This window comes from Oscillatoria nigro-viridis PCC 7112 (assembly GCF_000317475.1).
Lineage (GTDB): Bacteria > Cyanobacteriota > Cyanobacteriia > Cyanobacteriales > Microcoleaceae > Microcoleus > Microcoleus nigroviridis.
In genome coordinates this window covers 1,089,110-1,108,741 of sequence record NC_019729.1, presented here as the reverse complement: position 1 = coordinate 1,108,741, position 19,632 = coordinate 1,089,110, and the positions used below count along the sequence as shown (strand labels likewise).

General features: G+C 47.2%; 17 protein-coding genes. 4 read left to right on the top strand and 13 right to left on the bottom strand.

What is annotated here, in order from left to right; translation table 11 throughout:
- Window positions 1-57: 57 nt before the first annotated feature.
- The 3 genes from ilvB to OSC7112_RS39345 all read right to left on the bottom strand — a co-directional run bounded on the left by ilvB (window position 58) and on the right by OSC7112_RS39345 (window position 4,176).
- The gene (ilvB, locus tag OSC7112_RS04845; protein ID WP_015174849.1) at window positions 58-1,893 is read right to left on the bottom strand and encodes a biosynthetic-type acetolactate synthase large subunit; all 1,836 of its coding nucleotides are present in this window, start codon (window positions 1,891-1,893) and stop codon (window positions 58-60) included.
- Between the two features lie 749 nt (window positions 1,894-2,642).
- Window positions 2,643-3,941, bottom strand: a complete 1,299-nt coding sequence (locus OSC7112_RS04830) for an MFS transporter (RefSeq protein WP_015174848.1) — start codon at window positions 3,939-3,941, stop codon at window positions 2,643-2,645.
- A complete protein-coding gene (locus OSC7112_RS39345) occupies window positions 3,916-4,176 on the bottom strand; it encodes a hypothetical protein (RefSeq protein WP_015174847.1) in 261 nt (86 codons plus the stop codon). The genes OSC7112_RS04830 and OSC7112_RS39345 overlap by 26 nt, the downstream gene beginning before the upstream one ends.
- 117 nt (window positions 4,177-4,293) lie before the next feature.
- On the opposite strand from OSC7112_RS39345, the gene OSC7112_RS04820 reads away from it, so the two are divergent.
- Window positions 4,294-4,632 carry a P-II family nitrogen regulator gene (locus OSC7112_RS04820; RefSeq protein ID WP_006633346.1) on the top strand — a complete coding sequence of 113 codons (339 nt, stop codon included), beginning with the start codon at window positions 4,294-4,296 and terminating at the stop codon, window positions 4,630-4,632.
- Between the two features lie 123 nt (window positions 4,633-4,755).
- On the opposite strand, the gene rdgB is transcribed toward OSC7112_RS04820, so the two are convergent.
- The 8 genes from rdgB to OSC7112_RS04780 all read right to left on the bottom strand — a co-directional run bounded on the left by rdgB (window position 4,756) and on the right by OSC7112_RS04780 (window position 12,924).
- Window positions 4,756-5,346: an RdgB/HAM1 family non-canonical purine NTP pyrophosphatase gene (gene rdgB / locus OSC7112_RS04815; RefSeq protein ID WP_015174845.1), complete on the bottom strand. Its 591-nt coding sequence runs from the start codon at window positions 5,344-5,346 to the stop codon at window positions 4,756-4,758.
- Window positions 5,347-5,385: 39 nt separating this feature from the next.
- Window positions 5,386-5,982: a hypothetical protein gene (locus OSC7112_RS04810; protein ID WP_015174844.1), complete on the bottom strand. Its 597-nt coding sequence runs from the start codon at window positions 5,980-5,982 to the stop codon at window positions 5,386-5,388.
- 245 nt (window positions 5,983-6,227) lie between these two features.
- Window positions 6,228-7,652 (bottom strand): phosphoglucomutase/phosphomannomutase family protein, encoded by a 1,425-nt coding sequence (locus tag OSC7112_RS04805; RefSeq protein ID WP_015174843.1) that lies wholly within the window; start codon window positions 7,650-7,652, stop codon window positions 6,228-6,230.
- 352 nt (window positions 7,653-8,004) lie between these two features.
- Complete coding sequence (gene folE / locus OSC7112_RS04800; protein ID WP_015174842.1) at window positions 8,005-8,739, bottom strand: GTP cyclohydrolase I FolE; 735 nt, start codon at window positions 8,737-8,739, stop codon at window positions 8,005-8,007.
- 103 nt (window positions 8,740-8,842) lie between these two features.
- Complete coding sequence (locus OSC7112_RS04795; protein ID WP_015174841.1) at window positions 8,843-9,568, bottom strand: SDR family oxidoreductase; 726 nt, start codon at window positions 9,566-9,568, stop codon at window positions 8,843-8,845.
- A 244-nt stretch (window positions 9,569-9,812) separates the two neighbouring features.
- Window positions 9,813-10,793, bottom strand: coding sequence for an acetyl-CoA carboxylase carboxyl transferase subunit alpha (accA, locus tag OSC7112_RS04790; protein WP_015174840.1), 981 nt, complete (start codon window positions 10,791-10,793; stop codon window positions 9,813-9,815).
- Window positions 10,794-11,049: 256 nt separating this feature from the next.
- A complete protein-coding gene (locus OSC7112_RS04785) occupies window positions 11,050-12,075 on the bottom strand; it encodes a long-chain acyl-[acyl-carrier-protein] reductase (RefSeq protein ID WP_015174839.1) in 1,026 nt (341 codons plus the stop codon).
- Window positions 12,076-12,231: 156 nt separating this feature from the next.
- Window positions 12,232-12,924 (bottom strand): aldehyde oxygenase (deformylating), encoded by a 693-nt coding sequence (locus tag OSC7112_RS04780; RefSeq protein WP_015174838.1) that lies wholly within the window; start codon window positions 12,922-12,924, stop codon window positions 12,232-12,234.
- A 64-nt stretch (window positions 12,925-12,988) separates the two neighbouring features.
- Between OSC7112_RS04780 and OSC7112_RS37860 the strand changes: the two genes are divergently transcribed.
- The 3 genes from OSC7112_RS37860 to OSC7112_RS04770 all read left to right on the top strand — a co-directional run bounded on the left by OSC7112_RS37860 (window position 12,989) and on the right by OSC7112_RS04770 (window position 14,861).
- On the top strand, window positions 12,989-13,186 hold the full coding sequence (locus OSC7112_RS37860; RefSeq protein WP_150111496.1) for a hypothetical protein: 198 nt from the start codon (window positions 12,989-12,991) through the stop codon (window positions 13,184-13,186).
- 232 nt (window positions 13,187-13,418) lie between these two features.
- Window positions 13,419-14,237 carry a carbohydrate ABC transporter permease gene (locus OSC7112_RS04775; RefSeq protein ID WP_015174837.1) on the top strand — a complete coding sequence of 273 codons (819 nt, stop codon included), beginning with the start codon at window positions 13,419-13,421 and terminating at the stop codon, window positions 14,235-14,237.
- 375 nt (window positions 14,238-14,612) lie between these two features.
- On the top strand, window positions 14,613-14,861 hold the full coding sequence (locus tag OSC7112_RS04770) for a transporter suffix domain-containing protein (RefSeq protein WP_015174836.1): 249 nt from the start codon (window positions 14,613-14,615) through the stop codon (window positions 14,859-14,861).
- A 60-nt stretch (window positions 14,862-14,921) separates the two neighbouring features.
- On the opposite strand, the gene OSC7112_RS04765 is transcribed toward OSC7112_RS04770, so the two are convergent.
- Both OSC7112_RS04765 and OSC7112_RS04760 read right to left on the bottom strand, forming a co-directional pair.
- Window positions 14,922-15,950, bottom strand: a complete 1,029-nt coding sequence (locus tag OSC7112_RS04765; protein WP_015174835.1) for a hypothetical protein — start codon at window positions 15,948-15,950, stop codon at window positions 14,922-14,924.
- Window positions 15,951-16,244: 294 nt separating this feature from the next.
- Window positions 16,245-19,451 carry an efflux RND transporter permease subunit gene (locus OSC7112_RS04760; RefSeq protein WP_015174834.1) on the bottom strand — a complete coding sequence of 1,069 codons (3,207 nt, stop codon included), beginning with the start codon at window positions 19,449-19,451 and terminating at the stop codon, window positions 16,245-16,247.
- Window positions 19,452-19,632: the final 181 nt, after the last annotated feature.

Below are 19,632 nucleotides of genomic sequence, written 5' to 3'. Positions count from 1 at the left end.
CCGAAAGATCGGCAGGGGTTTAAACCCCTGCCCAACAAGGCATTGCCGTGTCCCTAGTTAAACTTTTGTCCCGCACTCAGGACAAAAGTTATTGGTCGAAACATTTTTAGCGCCGCAACTGGGACAATAAACCAACTCTGCTGATTGCAACTTGCTACGATCGGGCAAACCAACCATTTGAGCGTTGCTCTTACCTGGAACTACCATCGGATAGCAGTTTTCGTCCCTCGTCACCTTGACGTTCATCAGCACCGGGCCGTCGTGAGCGAGCATTTGCCCGATCGCATCTTTGAGTTCCTCCGGTCGCGAAACCTGCATCCCCTTAACCCCGTAAGCTTCAGCCAGCATCACAAAATCCGGCATCCCTACAGTCATATTCGACGACGAATAACGCTCGCCGTAGAACGCCTGCTGCCACTGCCGCACCATGCCTTGCCAGCCGTTATTTACAATCACAATCTTGACATTAATGCCGTATTGTGCTAGCGTTCCCAACTCTTGAATATTCATTTGCACGCTAGCATCGCCAGCAATACAAATCACTTGCTCGTTGGGTAGCGCCATTTTCGCGCCCATAGCAGCCGGCACCCCGTAACCCATCGTGCCCAAACCAGCGCTCGAAATCCAGCGGCGCGGCCCGTTGTTCAAAAATTGAGCCGACCACATTTGATGTTGACCGACATCCGTCGTGTAGTAAGCATCCGGCGCTTGAGTACCCAACTGAGAAATCACCTCTTGCGGAGACAAAATGTCTGGGTAATGAGGCACAACTAACGGATAGTCCTGTTTCCACCGATCGATCCTGTGCAGCCATTCCGCAGTCTGTCCGGCCTTCCCCGAAACTCCAGTCTCCCGGCAGCGGCGCAGCAAATCGATCAAAACTTGGCGGACATCTCCGACAATCGGCACGTCAGGGCCGCGATTTTTGCCGACTTCCGCCGGGTCGATATCGATGTGAATCACCTTAGCGCGCGCGGCAAACTCGTCTAATTTGCCCGTCACCCGATCGTCAAACCTCGCCCCGACAGCAATCAGCAAATCGCACTCGGTAACGGCAAAATTAGCGTAAGCAGTGCCGTGCATCCCCAGCATTTTCACCGACAAAGGATGGTTTTCGTCAAAGGCCCCTTTGCCCATCAGCGTTGTCGTGACCGGCAATTGGAAAAGTTCGGCCAGTTCCTTAATTTCCTCGTGGGCCCCCGCCGCGATCGCCCCGCCGCCCACATACAGCAAAGGACGCTTTGCTTCCTTCAGCAAATAGATTGCTTGATTAATTTGCCGGGGATTTCCCTTCACCGTCGGCCGGTAGCCCGGAATTCTCACTGCTCCAGGTTCCACGGGCAGATAGTCAAATTCTTCTAAACCCACATCCTTGGGTACATCAACCAAAACAGGCCCCGGCCGCCCTGTACTCGCGATGTGGAAAGCTTCTGCCATAATTCGCGCCATATCTCTCGGGTCGCGCACTACATAGGAATGCTTGACAATTGGCAGGGTAATCCCGTAAATATCAGTTTCCTGAAACGCATCAGTGCCGATCGCCGGACGGGCCACCTGACCGGTAATAATTACCATCGGGATCGAATCCATGTGGGCCGTCGCAATCCCCGTCACTAAATTAGTTGCGCCGGGCCCGGAAGTTGCGAAACAAACCCCAACTTGTCCCGTAGCGCGGGCGTACCCGTCGGCCGCGTGAGCGGCACCTTGCTCGTGGCGCACCAAAATGTGTTTGATGGCGCCGGTTTCTTCAGCGCGGTAGAGTTCGTCGTACAGGGGCAGAATTGCGCCGCCGGGATAACCAAAAATATGCTTGACGCCGTGGCGGATCAAGCTGTCAATCAGAGCAAATCCACCAGTTGCACGCTTGATGGTCACTTTAGTTTTTAGTTGCACAGAATTTCCTTCCTTAAACTAATTATGATTTTTAATGAAAGCTTTGATACTACTTTAATCTCAATTAATGAAACTATGAAAATTTAAGCGGTAAGATTTTACAAAAGATTTCGCGATCGCAGAGGGTTCGCCCGATCGAGAAATTGTGGAACAGCAGAGGAAGAAAAGAAACAGAGGAAATCGCGGCTTCTATGCCGGTTTACCGCTATATGACGCTTGTACAGCATTCGTCATGCGGCATTCGACAACAAAAACAATCGTTTCAGCAATTAAGAACGTCCTCACCATCAGGGCGATTGCTATGTTAGAGATCGATCGCGAAAAGACAGTCCTCTTCCCTCTTACCATTGGTGTCAACAATCGCCTAAAACCCTTGATAAATCTTGTTTAGACGCGAGTCTCGAACCCGCTCCCGTTCCCGTTAACAAGGGAAACTAAAGAGAATGCTCCGGTTCCCCCCAACTCTCAGGGGATCTGGACAATCATCGTCAATCGATTTTAGATTTTAGATTTTAGATTTTAGATTTTAGCATTGACTTGCGCGAGATAAATACGTTCGGCTCTTGATCGGATACAGGTTTTTTCTTTCTCCACGGATGAATCCGGGGGCTTGTATCCTCGATGCTTGATTGTCAAACAGTAGCTCGGTACTACATTTGACCTTAAGTTGACGCCAATCCCCTGTTCTTCCTTCTTCCTTCTTATTCCTTCTTCTTTCTTCCTCCTTCCTTCTTTCTTCTTTGCAAAGCTTACAAAACATCCTGCAAGACTTTGCGAGTATTTTTCCAAGCTGCCATGCCCATCACCGAGACCAAAAAGCCCAAACTCAGCAACACGATCCGCAAGCCCTTGTCATCCGAGCCGACAGATTTGCTGACAGCATCCGTCAGGGGGCCAGTAATCGCTAAAGGCAGGCTCAGAGCAATATTAATCGCATTGTTTTCCAATCCAAAGACTTTGCCCCGCATAGATTCAGGAGTTTTTTCTTGAATCAGAGCCTGCATCGGCCCGTTAATTAAGGAAGCACCAAAACCGAACAGAGCGCTCAATCCGAATCCCACCCATAACTGTCGAGTAAAGGCAAACATTGCCAATACAAAACCCATCATCAAGAAACCGATTAAAGGCAGAGGTTTGTGGTGCATTCGATGACCCCAGTGTCCCAAAAAGGCTGCGCCGAAGACCATTCCGACTCCCGCAGCAGCGAGCAAAAAGCCAAATTGAGTTTCTTTGAGACCTATTTTGCCTGAAAGCGCGATCGCCAGCACCTGAAGCGCCGCAAACACGGAATACAAAATGGTCAACTGCACCATCGCGTTGCTGACAAGGTGATTGTGTTTCAAGTAGCGCAAACCTTCTTTGAGATCTTGCCAAGGATGGACGTTTTTGCCGCTGCCGCCGGCACGACTTTCTTTGATCCGCATGGTATAGATCAAACCTGCTGATATCAGGTACAACCCGCCCAGCAAAAACTCTTGAGAATCGGCTCCGAAGCTGTGTTTTACCCAACTAAACAGCGGTTCGCCGATCGTCATCCCGACAATAATCCCGCCCATTGTGGACGAGGCGAACAGCGCATTTGCCGACATCAGTCCCTCTCGCCCCACGGCCAGGGGGATTGCAGCCTGCTCTGCCGGAGCAAAAAATTGCGTTACAGTAGAGATTAAAAACGTCATCGTCAATAAAACCACAAAAGCTTTGGGCAAAAACGGCAAAGCTACAATCAACGCGGCTCGAATCACGTTGCAGGCAATCAGCATTTGCTTTTTACAAAAGCGGTCTACGACGATACCCGCTGCGGAACCAAAGACGATCGCCGGCACGGTGTAGGCAATCATCACCGCTGACAGCATAGAATTTTCCGAATGTTGCCAAGAAACAGGCCAGGGTCGGTAGTCGCCTGTTTTCAGCAGAATAATCAGCAATACGTAAAAAATTTTATCCGCCACTTGGGCCAATAACTGGCCCGTCCACAAGGCGAGGAAGGGGCGATTTCTCAGTAGGGCATCAAGCCCGCTGCGGTCAGGGGGAGGGCTGGCTGGGTGCATAGGAATAGTTTAACTGACCGCCTCTGGCAATTATAGTTTTCAGCAATACGTGCAAATCTGACATAGCAAAGCGGAAACTCGGAAAACTCCTGTCTCCTGGGTTCTTTTTCTGTTTTAGCATCTCGGCGGGGGACGGCTGCTGCAGTCTTCTTAACTCTACCGCGATCTGCCGGAGCCGAGAACCCGCGCCCCCGGAAAATCCGAGAATATTGTTAAAGGTTGGCGTGCATTTCATCGCGAGTACAACATAAGGTAATATATTTGACAAAATACTTGCCGTTGGCAGTGATATTAAAAGATGTCACGCCGATTAAGTAATATAACGAAAGTAGTAGTGTTAGGAGTGAGAAACTTGAAAAAGGTTGAAGCTATTATTCGCCCCTTTAAACTAGACGAAGTGAAAATCGCGCTCGTCAATGCTGGTATTGTGGGGATGACTGTTTCTGAAGTTAGAGGTTTTGGCCGTCAGAAGGGCATGACAGAACGCTATCGCGGTTCTGAGTACACCGTTGAGTTCTTGCAAAAGCTCAAGGTCGAGATTGTTGTGGAAAACGATCAGGTTGACATGGTGGTTGATAAAATTATCGCGGCTTCCCGCACGGGGGAGATTGGCGACGGCAAGATTTTCATCTCTCCTGTAGAACAAATTATTCGGATTCGGACTGGGGAAAAGAACTTGGAGGCAATCTAAGATACTGGGGCATTGGGCATCGGTCATCGGTCATCGGTCATCGGTAATTGGTAATGGAGAAAGCTTCTTCCCTGTTCAGTTCTGATATCTGATTGCCAATTCTCATGCCCCTGTTTTTTGACCTCAGTTTTGGTTGACAATATTCGCCATTTGTGGTATTAGAGCATGGAATGCTCTGCCGCGGTGAGAGTGCGATCGCTTGATATCGGGTGTCATTTCTGCAAAAGTCTGTTGCTGTGCGGGTACGTAGAAAATGGGGTCATATCCGAAACCTCCAGTACCGCGAGGAGTGTGCAGGATTTCGCCGCGGCAAATTCCTTCTACTTGCAAGGCAATTGTACCGTCGGGACGGGCGATCGCGATCGCGCAGACAAATTGTGCTTCCCGGTTTTGTTCGCTTCCCAATTCTTTGAGGAGTCGAGATATCCTGTCAGCATCGGTTTTCCCGTAGCGCGCCGAGTAAATCCCGGGTTGCCCGTCGAGTGCATCTACCATTAAACCAGAATCATCGGCGATCGACCATTTGCCCGTTGCTTTTGCCACTTCAGACGCCTTCAAGCAAGCATTCGCAATAAAAGTTTCGCCTGTTTCCTCGATTTCCAACTCTTCCGGTTTGAGTTGCAATTCCCATCCCAAATCCTGAAGATAAACTTGCATTTCCTTGAGTTTACCCGGATTGCCCGTAGCTACAACTAGCAATTTGCGATTAGTCATTATTTCAATTAAAACTTACCAATTGATATTAACAAAAGATTAAGAAAATGGTTGCAATAAAATTCCCAAAATCTTATCAACATCTTGAATATAGTATTCAATCGGATCGATATAGAGAATAGTTTCCTGTAAAATCAAGAACTTCCAGTTAGTCCCAGTCGTCACAGCACCGTAAATGCGATCGACCTCACTGTCTTGGTTTTGATTGAAACATTGAGCAGCCACCATTGCCGCCGCGCATTGCCCCAACCCGCCAATGATATCTTCCTTTTTTGCCTCAAAAATTGTTATAACCGGAGCACTGATGAACAATTGTTCTGAAGATCCGCTAATAATATAATCGCAAAATCCTTGCAAACCTCTTTCTGGATCGACAGTAAAATCCTTACCGGAAAAAAGAGAAACTCGTTTGTTTAACAATCGCCGGACTTCTGCTAATATCGGCGCGATCAAAAATTCTGAACGAGCTTTTTCTGTCGAAATAAACGTGGCTAGCGGTACATAATCAATCAGGATTGTTGTTAAAAGTTCGGATGGTAAAACTGGTTTTGTCTCGGCAAATAAATTGCGACTTTCATCTAAGGTTAATCCAAAATCTTTTTTGACTCTCGCAAGGCTGAAATCGCTGTATGCCATCTTCTTTTATCCTAAAATTGATCTGATATAGCAATAGTCTTTCCTTGGTAAGTAAGATTTTTACGAATCGCGAAGACGCAAAGGAAAAAAAGTTCACAATTGATGGGAAGATTGCTATGGCAATACGATTTTATTTATGAAGAAGCTTTTTTTTACCGGAGAGGACGCAGAGGACACGGAGAAAGAGAGATTTGATCTCAAGTCATCCGCGTTTATCAGCGTCGATCTGCGGTTCAAAACTCCGATTAATTTTGCGCCCAAGTTTTCGCCCAGTTTAAGTTTTGCATAACTTCTTTCAATGTCGCCGCTTCTGAATACAGCCGCAACACGGGTTCGGTTCCGCTAAACCTAATTAACAGCCAACTTCCGTCGGCTAAACGGAATTTATATCCGTCAACTTTGTTGCAATCTACAACTGCTTTGCCGGCGATTTCTGTTAAGGGTTGATTTTGCAGCAGCGACAGCAAACGCGACCTTTCTTCCATGTTTGCTAGGTGCAGGTCTATTCTGTCATAAGCTGAAGTAAAGCTTGTTTCTTGTTGCAGTCGGCTGTAAATTTCGCTTAAGTCTTCTCCGGATTTGACAACTGCTTCTAACAAGTACAGCGCTGACAGCAAAGCATCTCGTTCGGGAATGTGTGTACCGTAGCCAATTCCTCCCGATTCTTCGCCGCCGACTAAGACTTGGGTGGTTAACATTCGATCGGCTATATACTTGTAACCGATCGGCGTTTCAAATAAGGGCAAGTCGTACAGCTTGGCAATTTTGGGAATTATGTCTGAACCGCTGACTGTTTTGATGACTTCCCCGGTCAAGCCGCGCCGCGAAGCTAAATGTTCGATTAATATGGGAATTAGGATTTGCGAACTGAGAAAGTTGCCGCTAGAGTCAACGGCTGCAATTCGATCGCTATCTCCGTCAAATACAAATCCGATCGACAAACCAGAACTTTTTCGCTGGTGAGTTCGCATTACCCGAAATAACTGCGACAGGTAGCGGGGCAAAGGTTCCGGTGCACCGCCGCCAAACAGCGGATCTCGATCGCTGTTGACTTCATGTACTGTTTCTTCTAAAATTTGAGCTAGTCCTCCTGCTGCGGCACCGTGCATTACATCTACAAATACTGTAATTTTGCCGCTGGCGATCGCTTGTTTAATCGCCTCAATATCTACCGTGTCCCGCAAGGTTTTGCAGTAAGCCGGCCAAGGATTGAAATTCTCCAATTTGCCGGGAGTTGCTGAAAGTACCGCCGGATTTTCGAGTTTTGCTTCTATCTGTTGAGTAACTTCTGGCGAAACTGAACCGCCAAATCCGCCCTTGACTTTTAACCCTAAATATGCACCGGGATTGTGGCTGGCTGTCAGGACGATCGCACCCAAAGCATTTAATTGTTTGGCAGCTAAACTGAAAGCTGGAGTGGGGGCGTAAGATTCGCTCAGCAGCACGTCAAATCCTGCGTTTTGGACGGCAACAGCCGCTGTGAGGGCAAATTCTTCAGCCAGAAATCTGCGGTCGTGACCGACAATTACGGTACCGCTGCTGCCATCGCTGCCGCCGGTTTGTGCGAGAACTTGTGCCGCTAGGGGAGCGACTAACGCTACGCGATCGAATGTAAAATCGTCAGCAATGATACCGCGCCAGCCATCTGTACCGAATTTAATAGGATTCATAAACATCTTGAAAAATCAATACTTTCAGCCATTCTTACTCTAGTTTCTAGACTCTTTCTAGTTGTCTAACGTATTTAATAGGATTCATCAGTCACAAGTCATGAGTCACCCGTCTATTTTATGGGTTTATCAGTCGATCGTCATCTGATTTTAGATTTTAGATTTGAGATTTGAGATTATGGAATTGCTTCCACAGCTTTTACTCTGGCTGTTGACTGTTGACTGTTGGCGGTCCTTAGCCTTGCTTGATAGATTATGTTGGGTTTAGTCCCTCAACCCAACTTACTAATTACTGTTAAGTGCCAACTGCCAACTGCCAACTGTCAACTGTCAACTGTCAACTGTCAACTGACTAAAAGAATGTCGGTTGGTGGCGGATCAAATTCAGGAATTCTTCGCGAGTTTTCTGTTCCTCTTGAAACACGCCCAACATGGCACTCGTAACCGTCCAAGCACCGGGTTTTTGCACGCCCCGCATCGTCATGCACATATGGCTGGCTTCCATGACTACAGCTACTCCCTTCGGTTCCAATATTGTCTGAACTGCTTCGGCAATTTGACGTGTCAAACGTTCCTGCACCTGCAACCGGCGGCTGTACATCTCGGCTATTCTGGCTAATTTGCTCAGTCCCACTACTTTTTGATTGGGAATGTAAGCGATGTGAACTCGGCCCATAAACGGCAGCATATGGTGTTCGCACATACTGAATACGCTGATGTCTCGTACCAGTACCATTTCGTTGTGGCCTTCGTCAAAGATAGCGCCGTTGAGGAGTTCTTCGAGGGATTGACTGTAGCCGCTGGTGAGGAACCGCATTGCTTCTGCTACCCGCTTTGGGGTTTTGAGCAATCCTTCGCGTTCGGGATCTTCTCCTACTCCCAGCAGCATTGTGCGAACGGCCTCCATCATTTCTTCCAGCCCTACTTCTGAAGCTATGGGCACGCTGGATTCTTGACCGTGAGAGGAATTGCGATCGGGTCGAGTTGGGATGCGCGGGGTGTTGTTGTCTGCGGTTTCTGAAAGTTTCATGCTGTCAGTCGAGAGTGAGTTCGAGCCATTGGAATCGGTGGAAGATGCAATTGTCATAAGAAGTTGGTGTGAGGGTGAATCGATTTTGGATTGGGGGATATAGCTAGAGATTCAAAGATTGTTGAATTCGAGAAAAATCCAGCAGTCTCAAATCTCAAGTTCACAAAACTCCTGCGTTGGACATGAGGGTGATTTCTTCAATTACTGCACTTGCTGGCAACTGAACTGCGTGCAGAATTGATTGGGCGACGATTTCTGGGGTTAACATGGCGGTGCGATCGAAGTCGGCGTCCACGGTGTCTGTGTCCCACATGGGAGTATTGACAGAACCCGGACAGATTGCTGTTACGCGAATTCCGCGAGCCCGTTCTTCGGCGGCTAGCGTTTTAGACAAAGCCATGAGACCGAATTTGCTGACGCAGTAGGCTCCCCAGTTGGGGAAGGTTTGGCTGCCGGCGATCGAGGAAACGTTGATGATGATTCCCGATCCGCGATCGCGCATGGAGGGCAAAACTCCTAAAATGCACTGCCAAACGCTAGTCAGATTGAGGTCTAGAACGCTCTGCCACTCGGCTAGCGGCGTTTCCGTTAAGGAGCCGGTGTAGCCCATGCCAGCGCTGTTGACCAGGATATCTATGGGGCCGAATTGAGCTGCGATCGCGCTGATGCTGCTTTGCACTTGCTCAATTTTTGCCAAGTCTAAGGGATAAGCTTCTGCTTTCACTCCGACTTCTCGGGCTGCTGCGGCAACGGCTTCTAAGTTTTCCGACTCTCGGCTAACTAAGGCCAGATTTATGCCCTCGGCGGCGAACGCTAGAGCCGTCGCTTTGCCAATACCGCTGCTGGCTCCGGTAATCAGAGCCTGCTTTGTTGTGGGATGGTTCATTCAGTGTCCTAATACTTTCGCTCGGCAACTCCCTACAGCGTTGCAGCCTTCTGAGGCAAATTAGACAACTGTCTGCTGCGGGCGATCACAGTTAATTATGAGATGAACATTAAGAACTGTTAAGCCGTGTCACCTGAGAAATTATAACACTGCTGACAGATTCGCAGAATAGTGAGTTATCAGTTTATATGAGTTTAAAGTTAAGAATTTTTAACTCATAACTGATAACTCTGAATTGATCGGCTCAAGCCGCAATTTCAGTGAATACACCGATGTGGCGAAACTTTTGATACCGGAGTTCGCGTCGCTGCTGACCCGTAAGCTGGGTTAGTTCGGCTAAGTTTTCTAACAAAGCTTGTTTGAGTATGGACGCAGCTTTGAGGGGATTCGAGTGAGCGCCGCCGATCGGCTCTGGTACTATTTGATCGAGAACGCCGAGGTTTTTCAAATCCCAGGAAGTTATTTTTAGGGCTTCTGCGGCCAAGTTAGCTTTAGCAGAGTCTTTCCAGAGAATGGCCGCGCAAGCTTCCGGCGTGGCGACGGTGTAGACGGAATGTTCCAGCATCAACAGCCGCTCGCCGACACCGATACCCAATGCGCCGCCGGAACCGCCTTCGCCGATGACGGTGCAAATAATGGGAACGTCCAGGCGAAACATTTCTCGGAGGTTACAGGCGATCGCCTCTCCCTGTCCGAGCTGTTCTGCTTCTAAGCCCGCCCAAGCCCCCGGAGTGTCGATAAAGGTGAAAATTGGCATTCCGAAGCGATCGGCGTGTTCCATCAACCGCAGGGCTTTGCGGTAGCCGCCGGGAGCTGCCATGCCGAAGTTGCGGGCGATATTGTCTTTAGTGTCGCGCCCTTTTTGATGGCCGATGATGACTGTGGGACGCCCGTCTATGCGGGCAATTCCGCCGACGAGGGCCGGATCGTCTCCGCCGCGCCGATCGCCGTGAAGCTCGATCCACTCGTCGCTAATTGCCTGAATGTAATCGAGGGTGCTGGGGCGGCGCGGGTGACGGGCGAGTTGCAGGCGCTGCATGGGGGACAAGCTGCTGAAGATTTCTTGTCGCAGTTGGGCGGAACGCGCTTCGAGTTTGCGAATTTCGTCGGTGACATCGACGCTGTTTTCTTCGGCGAGTTCGCGAATCTGGTGAATTCGGGTTTCGAGTTCGGCCAGGGGCTTTTCAAAATCTAAGAGTAACGGTTTACGGTCTGGGTTTGGCACGCGGATAATTTCTATAAGGTTTTGTCAGGTTTTGTCGATCGACTCTTTCCAGATCCTACCCTGTCAGGGGATGGTAAAAAAGACGGGCTAATTGGAAACTTTGAGTTTTAAATTTTGTATGATATCAAATTCTGTCACATCATCATTATCATATAGCGCGAGCTTCCCGATCGCGCTGCACTCCGAAAAATATTATTCCGATGCCAAAGAAAAAGTCAACTGTTAAATGTGAAAATTTAACAGTTGACTTTTAACATCAAAATGACATTAATAAAGGTCGGAAACCGTGTTTGACAGAAATCAGACCGATTTGCTCCATCTTCTCCACAGTAATTTGGTTCCGTCCCCAAGAAAAATTGGTATACAATTTTTCAAATTCCAGCAGCATTGATTCGGCAAAACAGGCAAACAACTGTCTCCCCGGTACATCCATATTGACAATCTTCATAATTTTCCACTCAATATCGAGGGAATGCTCCACAATCCCGCCATTGAGTACGTAAATTCCGGGATGCTGAACCTGAGTTGCCAGATTTTTCGGATAGCCACCGTCAATCAATAAACATGGTTGCTTCAGTGTCTTAGGGTCAATTTCTACTCCCTTTGGCATACTGGCTACCCACACTACAATATCCGCTTGGGGGAGAGCTTCTTCCAAATCCATGATTTTGCCTCGCCCCAATTCCGATTGCAAATCTTGCAATCGTTCTTTGTCGCGGGCAATGAGCAATAATTCTGCTACATTTGTTTTAACATTGAGCCAGCGACACACAGCACTGCCAATATCGCCAGTAGCACCGCAAACCGCTACCGTGGCTTTTGAAAGTTCAATCCCCAATTTAGGGGCTGCTTCTTCTACTTGGCGGCAGAGGATGTAAGCCGTGTGAGTGTTACCAGTGGTGAAGCGTTCAAACTCCAACTTGAGATTGCGAATTTGCTTAATTTGCTGCAAATTGAAAGTCTCAAAAATGATCGAAGAAAAGCCGCCTAAAGCAGTGATGTTAATCCCGTTTTTTTGAGCGTGTGCCATCGCATTAAGGATTTTGCGAGTGGCTGCTTTAATCCGGCGAGTTGCTAGCATTTCTGGCAGAAAACAGGACTCGACATAGCGCCCTTCTATTTTTTGTCCAGTGATGCTTGTTACCGTGATATGATCAACTATTTGGGGCGGTGCGCTGCACCAAAAATCGAGACCTTGATCGCCATATTCTGGATAGCCCAGCTCGTTAGCTACTGATTGGGCGTGTTCTAAGCTGGTTAAGTGACCGATTAGACCAAACATTAAGTTGTCAAATGAAGGAAGATTGAAGATTGAAGATTGAAGATTGAAAATCGAAGAGGGAAGATGGGAAGATTAAAAATTTATATTTTCAAATGAGGTATCCCATTTTTAATTTTTAATTTTTAATTTTTTTCCCATTCCTTATGTCCGAATTAACTAGGCTGCTAAGCCTTGTGCTGACATCCGCATGATATCGCGGTTGTTAAAGCCTATGTTGCCTAGAGCTTCGCCGTAGGCAATCATAAAGTCTTCGATTAAAGCGTCTTTTTCCATTCCTAAAACGCGGGCATCGTCTGCGACAGCGTTTAGCAGCTTCCAGATGATGGGCAGGTTTTGGCGGTTGGCGGCTTCTAGTTCGGCTTTGGATTCCTCAAAGTGAGCTTGCAGCCAGACTTCCCCAAAGTTGAGGTGGCTGTATTCTTCTTTAACGACGCCTTCGGTGATTTTGCGGGCAAAGTCATCGGCGACGGGGATGTAGATGTTGTAAGCTGCGATCGCAAAACACTCGATAATTAGCGATTGAATCAGCAAGCAAGTTACAATCTGACCTTGGGCCGCTGCCGTTTGGAAGTTTCTGTGCAGTTCCGAAAAGAACTCTTTGGCAAATGCCATGTCGGGCGTGACTTTAAGATTCCGGCCACAAGCTTGGAAGCCTTTCATGTGGCGGTTCTCCATCTTGGACAAGCCAACTAACTCTGCTTTTTTGTCAGCCAACAGTTCGGCCAGTGTCAGGTAATTATCGTGAGCTTCTTGTTCGCCTTCAATCACAATGGCGTTGATGCGGCTGTAAGCATCTTTGTAAGTTTCGGTTTGAAAGTCAATTGTTGGGCTGGCCTCAAGCTGGGGCATAGATATGTAGTCTCCTCATATAAGCTTGTGGGATGTTGGAAAACCCCTTTAAAATTGGGGGTCAGTGACAGTACACTTTACCTATTTTGAACGCACCCCATCTAAATCACAGATTATAGCTGAGGATGCTTTCGACAAAGAACTTTTCTTTGACGTTCCGGGAAAAACTGGCGTCCTCAGCGCGTTTGCCGGACTTTTGCCGTCGAACACTCCAGAAAGACTATCGCTAGAATGCTATCTATTTACTAATTACTTGAATTAGTCGTTAGTCGATCTTTTGCCCGGAAATAGATGATAGAAATACGGTCTATGTCTCCCCCTTTAAGGGTTTTATAGTACCAACTCTATCTATAACATTATATCCCCAATCACAACTTCCTCCCTAGGTACTCCTTCTTTCCCTCTACGACTATTATGTTGTTGTATGGGAATCTGGGAGGCGATCGGGTTGGAGAACCTCACAGGCTTATTATTTTAGGTTAATTCACAAATTTATGGGTAAATCATTTGACAGGTCTCAAGCGCTGGAACTGCTGAGTTTTATTTTGTTGCTGGCGGGTGCTGCGCTGGTGCTGCTGCCGCTGGCTGCTGTATTTTTGGTTTCTCTATCACCATCTGGTGTCGGTGTCAATGCCACAGAGCTGACTTTTGCGAACTATCAGGAGGCTTGGCGGCGGGGCAATTTTTTGTTGGCATTTGTTAATTCTACTCTAGTGGCGATCGCAGTAACTGCTTTTCAGGTTGTAACTTCTGCTTTGGCCGGTTACGCCTTGGCCAGGCTGAAGTTTCGGGGGCGACAGGCGATTGTGTTGGGTGTTTTGGCGACGCTGGTAATTCCGTTTCAGCTTTTGGTGGTTCCGATTTTCTTGGTTTTGAAGTGGGGCCACCTGCTGAATACCTACGGGGCGCTGATTTTGCCGACGGCGGCTAACGGTTTTGGGATATTTCTGCTGCGCCAGTATTTTATGACTGTTCCGGTGGAGTTGGAGGAGGCGGCAATGCTGGATGGGGCTAACCGCTGGCAGGTTTTGTGGCAGGTGATGTTTCCTTTGGCCCGCCCTGCTTTGGTGACGCTGTTTTTGTTTACCTTTATCGGGGAGTGGAACGATTTGTTTAAGCCGCTGGTGTTTACGACGCGGCCGGAGTTGCGGACTGTGCAGTTGGTTTTGGCTGAGTTTCAGGAACAGTTTACTAGCAGTTGGCAGTTGTTGATGGCGGCGGTGGTAATTGGAACAGTGCCGGTGGTGTTGCTGTTTTTGGCCGGTCAGCGGCAGTTTATTCGGGGGATTGCGGCGACGGGGATTAAGAATTGAGTTGGAAATGCTTCACAATTAAGTTTGTAGTAATTTGTGACACCATTCTCAAGAACAGGCTTTCCGGGCTGTTCCACAAATACTAAATATTCTTGTGGAACAGCCCGGAAAGCCTGTTGCTGACATGGGTAAAAAATGTGAATTCGTAGTCACTCGGCGATTGAAATCGCTACGGAATGAGAATTAAATAACTTACACTCTTGAAAGTGGGGTGTGCCGATTCCGCCCGCCCAGAAAGGACGGGCGGAATCGGCCCATCCCACAACAGTCATGAAAAGTGGATTTTATTGAATTCTCATCCCTACTATACAAACGAAGTCCACTTTCAGCGGACTAACAGATCAAGGGGATATCAAAGCGGTAGTATGTGAATCTATGCAAAAACTCGGTTTATTTTTATTTGTCCTATCTTTTCTACCGTGGTTGGCAGTCTTATTTGTTGTGCCATTCCTGCCGCTGGACATTACCCAAAAAACTACTTTATCTGTCGTTCTGGCTGTTGGGGCGGAAGTTTGTTTTTGGATTAGCGTAGTGCTGTTGGGGAAAGAAGTAGTTACCAAATATCGGCGTTATTTGCATCCCCGATATCTTTGGAAAAAACTTAGAAATTTTAACCGCAGATGAACAGGGTTCGACGCCGATAATGAGCCTGGAGGTTAGTGTTGATATGCGGTCAAGGTTGAGCTATTCGCTGAAAATTTGCAAGCGAATAGAGCGTTCTCCGTCTCCGAAATCCACTTCAATCTTTTCTCCCGAAAGAGTGTCCAAGCATCCCAAAAGCAACCGCAAATTGGGTGTGCTTGCTCCTGTATCCACATACAATCTATCTGCCAAACTGCCTAAACGCTTCCAAATTGTGTAGAGTTTGACTACTGTTTGTTCTAGCTGTGCGGCTTGTTTTACAACGTCGGCGGTGGTTCCCAAACAGCCTACTCGCAAAGATTCTTCTAAGGCCATTTCCATGTCTAAATGAGACTGATTGAGAGCTTGCACTTGGGCGGCGGCGTCGAGATATTTTGATAAGTTCTTGGCGTCGGATGTTAGCTGTTTGACAGTATCTACGTCGGGATTTTCTGCTACTTCTTTTTGAATTTCGCTTTGGTGAGATGGGGAGAGTTTCTCCATTTCTTTGACTAAAGGAGCGAGGTAGCGGGAAGGTAGAGAACCGGTAGATGCTTTTTCTTTGACTTCTTCTGGCAGTAAATCTGAGTTCATTGCCATCCATTCGTCGGAGAGTTGTTTGACTTCGCGGCGGGTGATGCGATCGCCACTTGCTGCGGCATCTGTTACCATTTGCTGCACTTCGGGTGATGCTTTGGCGGTTTCTACAAAGGCTCTTTTGCTGAAGTTTCTAATGGAATTTGGATCTAAATCTCCTTGCTGGATCAGAGTGTCGGCACTATTAGCTAATTCTATCAAAGAATAGGCTTGACTTTTGCCAATTTCTCTTTCTTTGAGCCAGTTCAAAAACCCTGTGCCGCGTCCTTCGCCGCCTTTTTTTTCTCTGTCTCTAACTGTTCGGAGAATGCGTCCCCGCCAAATGTCGGTTTGCAAGTCGAAGCGATCGCACACTTTCCAAGCATTGTCAACCTGATTTTCAAAATCAAAGTCTGGTAGTTGTTCGTCTTCGGGGTCTGGCAATTGGAAATTGATATCGGTAAAGCCGTTGAGGGCTTCTGCAAGTTCTGCGGGATTTAGGGGGACTTCAGCCATTAGGAAAAATTTGTGTAGTGCAACAGCCGGTTTAATTGGGAACTTGCACGGGTTGACAGTTGAGACGCTATATGTAGCGGTAAGGTAGGCAAAATTTACCTACTAATAGAGTTTTTGTGCAAGTCATATCATTATTGCACGATGGGGTGCGATCGGGCGATCGCTACCTGCACAAAAAATCTGCTCCGATAGTGGCCCCACAGCGTCGCCACAATACAAAAGTGGGTGACACAGATAGTCGCGTATTTTGAAGAAAGAGCCACTAACGGAATAGTTGAAGGAACTAATTACCAACTACAGCGGCGATACTTTATCGCGTTCAATCTCCTCGTGGGGAGCCGTTTTCCCGTTCAAAATTGTGCCATCCTCGTCGGGCAGATTGTCTACACGATCGCGCTTCTTAAAGCGATCGCGAGCCGAGACAACCACCACATACAGAACCGGCACTATAAACAAACTCAAGACAGTAGAAACAACCATCCCTCCGGCGATCGCATTTCCTAGCGATCGGCGGCTGGCTGCACCCGCACCCTCCGGGTTAACCAGAGGAGCAATACCCAAAATGAATGATAAAGAAGTCATCAAAATCGGTCGCAAACGCTCTTGAGAAGCCTCAACTGCCGCCTTAGCAATTGGATATCCCCGCTCCCGTAACTGGTTCGCAAACTCCACGATTAAAATCGCATTTTTACTAGCCAATCCAATCAACATCACCAAACCAATCTGGCAATAAACATCATTAGCCAAACCCCGCAACGACTGAGCTAAAAGCGCACCTAAAATCGCCAGAGGTACCGATAGCAAAATAATGAAAGGATCGACATAATTTTCATACTGCGCCGCCAACACCAAGAACACAAAAATCAGCCCCAAACCGAAAATAATCGGTGCTTGACCCCCCGACTCAATTTCTTCTAAAGAACTCCCCGACCATTCATAGCCAAAACCCGAGGGCAAAACTTGAGCCGACACCTTTTCCATCGATTTTAGAGCCTGTCCAGAACTCGCTCCCGGAGCCGGAGAGCCAGTAATTTCAATTGACCTATATAAATTGTAGTGGTTAACAGTTTGTGCCCCCACCACCGGAGTTATCTTCACCAAATTGCTCAAAGGAATCATTTCATTCTTTCCAGAACGCACATACAATTTCCCAATATCTTCAGGGTTATCGCGAAACTGTTTGTCCGCCTGAACATACACCCGATAATTGCGCTGCTGCAGGTTAAAATCGTTCACATACTGAGCGCCCAGAGCCGTTTGTAACGTACTGAAAACATCATTGATGGGGATATCTAGAGCCTTAGCTCGATTGCGGTCAACCTCCACAATTAACTGAGGCGTATTCGCAGCAAACGTACTAAATACCGCTTGCAATCCGGGTGTCTGATTAGCCTGCTTTAAAATCTCGCCCATAGTCTGGACTAAAGCATCTAAACCGCTGTTGCCTTTGCGGTCTTGCAATTGAAATTGGAAACCCCCAAATTGACCTAAACCTTGAATAGCAGGCGGATTCACTGGGAAAATTCTCGCTTCTGGAATCGAGAAAAACTTACCCCGCAACTTACCAATAATCGCTTGTACAGTTTGATCTTCTCCGTGACGTTCTTTCCAGCCTTTAAGTGTAGTAAATATAATGCCTTGATTAGAAGTGCTACCGCTAAAACCAAATCCACCCACTGAAAAAGTCCCGACAACTTCAGGAAGTTTGAGGATTTCTTGTTCTACTCGATCCATTACTTTCTGAGTGTATTGCAGCGAAACACCTTGGGGCCCTTGAATAATTGTCAGAAAATAGCCCTGGTCTTCTTCCGGGATAAATGCTGTGGGTACTGATAAATAAAGCCAAGCTGTTACTCCCAGAGAAGCGATGAACGCGAGGGTGACAATAGTCTTAATTCCTGTGAGAAATATTAAGGATTTCCGATATTGCCGCTGTACCCAATTGAGAACTTCATTAACCCGGTCAAACACCCAACCCAGCGGGCCCCCAAACTTCGGGCCTCGGCGCAGTAATATAGCTGAAAGTGAGGGCGTGAGAGTAATAGCAATAAAGGTAGAAAGGGCTACAGAAAAAGCAATTGTCAGCGCAAATTGTTTATAAAGCGCTCCCGTAGTTCCGGGAAAAAATGCCACTGGCACGAACACTGCCATCAACACTAAAGAAGTCGCAATTACAGCGCTAAAAAGCTCGCGCATTGACTCAAAAGCCGCTTGGCGGGCGTTCATTCCTTGGCGGATCAGGCGGTCAATATTTTCTACTACAATGATAGCGTCATCTACCACTAATCCCGTCGCTAATGTCAGACCAAACAGAGATAAACTGTTAATCGTAAATCCAAAAACTTTGATAAAGGCAAACGTCCCAATCAAAGAAATTGGAATAGTGACGGTAGGAATAATAGTTGTGCGCCAGTCTTGCAAGAAAACAAAAATCACTATCACCACTAGCAAGACTGCTTCAAATAATGTCTTGACTACTTCTGCCATCGACTCTTCTACAAACAAAGTCGTGTCCAGCGCTACTCTATGTTGCAACCCCGGAGGGAAAGCAACAGCTAGTTTTTCCATTTCTGTTTTGACGGCATGGGCAACATTCAAAGCATTACTTCCCGGCAGTTGGTAAATCCCTAAACCTACTGCATCATTGCCTCGAAATCGCAGAAATGAGCTGTAATTCTCTGCCCCTAGTTCGGCTCTCCCCACATCTTTTAATTTAACTAAAGTTCCATTTGTCTCTGTTTTGAGGACGAGTTCTTCAAATTCTGCTGGTTCTTTGAGGCGACTTTCAGCACGCAAGTCAATTTGATACATTTGTCCCTGTGGGGCAGGTTCTTGACCAACTCTCCCAGCACCAACTTGCAAGTTTTGTTCGTTGAGAGCCCTCGTTACATCTTGCATTGTGAGACGGCGAGCTGCTAATTTATTGGGATCTATCCATAAACGCATTGCATAGCGTCTTTCCCCAAAAATTCGCACGTCGCCCACGCCTTTTACCCGTTTTAAGGCATCGGCCAAATATAGGTCAGCGTAGTTGCTTAAAAATATGGTGTCGTATTCTTTATTTTCGGTAAATAAGCCGATCGCTAATAGGAGACTTGTAGATTGTTTTGTAACTCTAACTCCTGTGCGCTGTACGGCATCTGGTAGTTGTGGCTGAGCAACTGCAACTCGATTTTGGACATCGACGCCGGCAATGTCTTTGTTGCGCGATGAATCAAAGGTAGCTGTAATGGTGCTGGTGCCATCGTTACTACTACTGGAAGTTAGATATTTTAGTCCTTCAACGCCGTTGATTTGCCTTTCGAGGATGTTGGTAACTGCATTTTCGACAATTTCAGCACTCGCCCCGCTATAGTTAGCTGTGACGTTAATTTGGGTAGGGCTGATGTCGGGGAAGCGCTCGATCGGCAGCGTCGGAATGCTAATTGCGCCTACCAAGATAATAATTAAGGCGCAGACGCTAGCGAAGACTGGTCGTTTAATAAAGAAATCTGCAAACATTATTTGGGTAATGGGTAGTTGTTAGTCGATCATTCGTAATTTCTAATTCCTAATTCCTAATTCCTAATTTGAATTACCTCAAAAATTAAAATTTCTACTTTTTTAAGAGCTGAGCATTCAAGTAGTTTCACATAAAGTACGTAGTTGCGATTTAGCACTCTTAAGAGGTTAATCAAGAGCG

What these genes read in the sequence shown, in the direction of transcription:
- OSC7112_RS04810 (WP_015174844.1), bottom strand. Translation starts at nt 5,982, where the DNA reads ATGGCATACAGCGATTTCAGCCTTGCGAGAGTCAAAAAAGATTTTGGA.
- OSC7112_RS04770 (WP_015174836.1), top strand. Translation starts at nt 14,613, where the DNA reads ATGCAAAAACTCGGTTTATTTTTATTTGTCCTATCTTTTCTACCGTGG.
- OSC7112_RS04760 (WP_015174834.1), bottom strand. Translation starts at nt 19,451, where the DNA reads ATGTTTGCAGATTTCTTTATTAAACGACCAGTCTTCGCTAGCGTCTGC.
- OSC7112_RS04765 (WP_015174835.1), bottom strand. Translation starts at nt 15,950, where the DNA reads ATGGCTGAAGTCCCCCTAAATCCCGCAGAACTTGCAGAAGCCCTCAAC.
- OSC7112_RS04795 (WP_015174841.1), bottom strand. Translation starts at nt 9,568, where the DNA reads ATGAACCATCCCACAACAAAGCAGGCTCTGATTACCGGAGCCAGCAGC.
- OSC7112_RS04805 (WP_015174843.1), bottom strand. Translation starts at nt 7,652, where the DNA reads ATGAATCCTATTAAATTCGGTACAGATGGCTGGCGCGGTATCATTGCT.
- rdgB (WP_015174845.1), bottom strand. Translation starts at nt 5,346, where the DNA reads ATGACTAATCGCAAATTGCTAGTTGTAGCTACGGGCAATCCGGGTAAA.
- OSC7112_RS04785 (WP_015174839.1), bottom strand. Translation starts at nt 12,075, where the DNA reads ATGTTTGGTCTAATCGGTCACTTAACCAGCTTAGAACACGCCCAATCA.
- OSC7112_RS04775 (WP_015174837.1), top strand. Translation starts at nt 13,419, where the DNA reads ATGGGTAAATCATTTGACAGGTCTCAAGCGCTGGAACTGCTGAGTTTT.
- folE (WP_015174842.1), bottom strand. Translation starts at nt 8,739, where the DNA reads ATGACAATTGCATCTTCCACCGATTCCAATGGCTCGAACTCACTCTCG.
- OSC7112_RS39345 (WP_015174847.1), bottom strand. Translation starts at nt 4,176, where the DNA reads ATGAAATGCACGCCAACCTTTAACAATATTCTCGGATTTTCCGGGGGC.
- OSC7112_RS04830 (WP_015174848.1), bottom strand. Translation starts at nt 3,941, where the DNA reads ATGCACCCAGCCAGCCCTCCCCCTGACCGCAGCGGGCTTGATGCCCTA.
- OSC7112_RS04780 (WP_015174838.1), bottom strand. Translation starts at nt 12,924, where the DNA reads ATGCCCCAGCTTGAGGCCAGCCCAACAATTGACTTTCAAACCGAAACT.